The sequence below is a fragment of the Fructobacillus ficulneus genome, assembly GCF_001047075.2.
Classification (GTDB): domain Bacteria; phylum Bacillota; class Bacilli; order Lactobacillales; family Lactobacillaceae; genus Fructobacillus; species Fructobacillus ficulneus.
Map to the genome: position 1 here is coordinate 133,293 of NZ_DF968001.1, position 949 is coordinate 134,241.

Consider the following 949-nt stretch of genomic DNA (forward strand, 5'->3'; position numbering starts at 1 on the left):
TGCTAGCGTTCTATCAGCTAAATTCATCATCCAAAAATGACAAAAAAAAGAGATCTAGAATTTCTTCTAAGTCTCTTTTGACGATTGCCCCTGCTGGGATCGAACCAGCGCATGGAGGTACCAAAAACCTCTGCCTTACCACTTGGCCAAGGGGCAGTCGTAAATTACCAGCTACTTTACAGTAGTATGGGAGCGGTAGGATTCGAACCTACGAACCCGAAGGAACGGAGTTACAGTCCGTCGCGTTTAGCCAGACTTCGCTACACTCCCAAATCAAATCTTTACGACTAAAATAGTATACCAAGATACACCAGTTTACGCAAGTCTTTTTTCTAAATTAATACCCGGAACGGCCAATATTTTTCTAACTCTTTCAGCAATAACAAATCTAAAGTACAAAACAAAACAAGAAAAATAGTATTGTAATATTGCAATGTTAAAGACGTTGTTGTATTATTATAGACAATAAAGTAATTATTAGAAAGAGGGTAATCATTTTGGGAAGTTTAATTAGTTTACTTGTTTTAATCGGATTAGGATACCTGATTTACAAGTTTTTCAAGCCAACACCAAAGTACCGGGTTGTCATGACTGATCCTGTTACTGGATACATCAAGTACCTCATGTCAGTAGATGGTATTAATAATTCATTTCAGTATACTAGCGCCCCTGACAGTGCTCTGATTTTCTCTGATGGCTCGCGCGCGGAACGTTTTATGTCGATGGTTTCTTCTGAAACTAATCCCCGTGTCGAAGTTAAGGGATTCATGTCATGGAGTCCTTTACGTCAAGGATAAGTAAAATATCAACAATTAGAAAGCGGACAGCCGATAACAGCTGTCCGCTTTTTATATGTCCTAATTATCAAATACTTAATTGAGAAAGCAAATCTCATTTAAAATCGACCTTCTCCTAATTACAAAAAAACAACAGAAGAACTGACATTCAT

At 37.7% G+C, this 949-nt stretch carries 1 protein-coding gene and 2 tRNA genes; 1 reads left to right on the forward strand and 2 read right to left on the reverse strand.

Translation table 11 applies throughout. The features are described 5' to 3' along the window. Nucleotides 1-84: 84 nt before the first annotated feature. Nucleotides 85-156: transfer RNA gene (locus AOQ29_RS04070), tRNA-Gln, on the reverse strand. Nucleotides 157-187: 31 nt separating this feature from the next. Beyond that, nucleotides 188-270, reverse strand: a tRNA-Tyr gene (locus AOQ29_RS04075). A gap of 227 nt (nucleotides 271-497) precedes the next feature. Between AOQ29_RS04075 and AOQ29_RS04080 the strand changes: the two genes are divergently transcribed. Beyond that, complete coding sequence (locus AOQ29_RS04080) at nucleotides 498-797, forward strand: hypothetical protein (protein WP_061993259.1); 300 nt, start codon at nucleotides 498-500, stop codon at nucleotides 795-797. The last annotated feature ends 152 nt before the right edge of the window (nucleotides 798-949 follow it).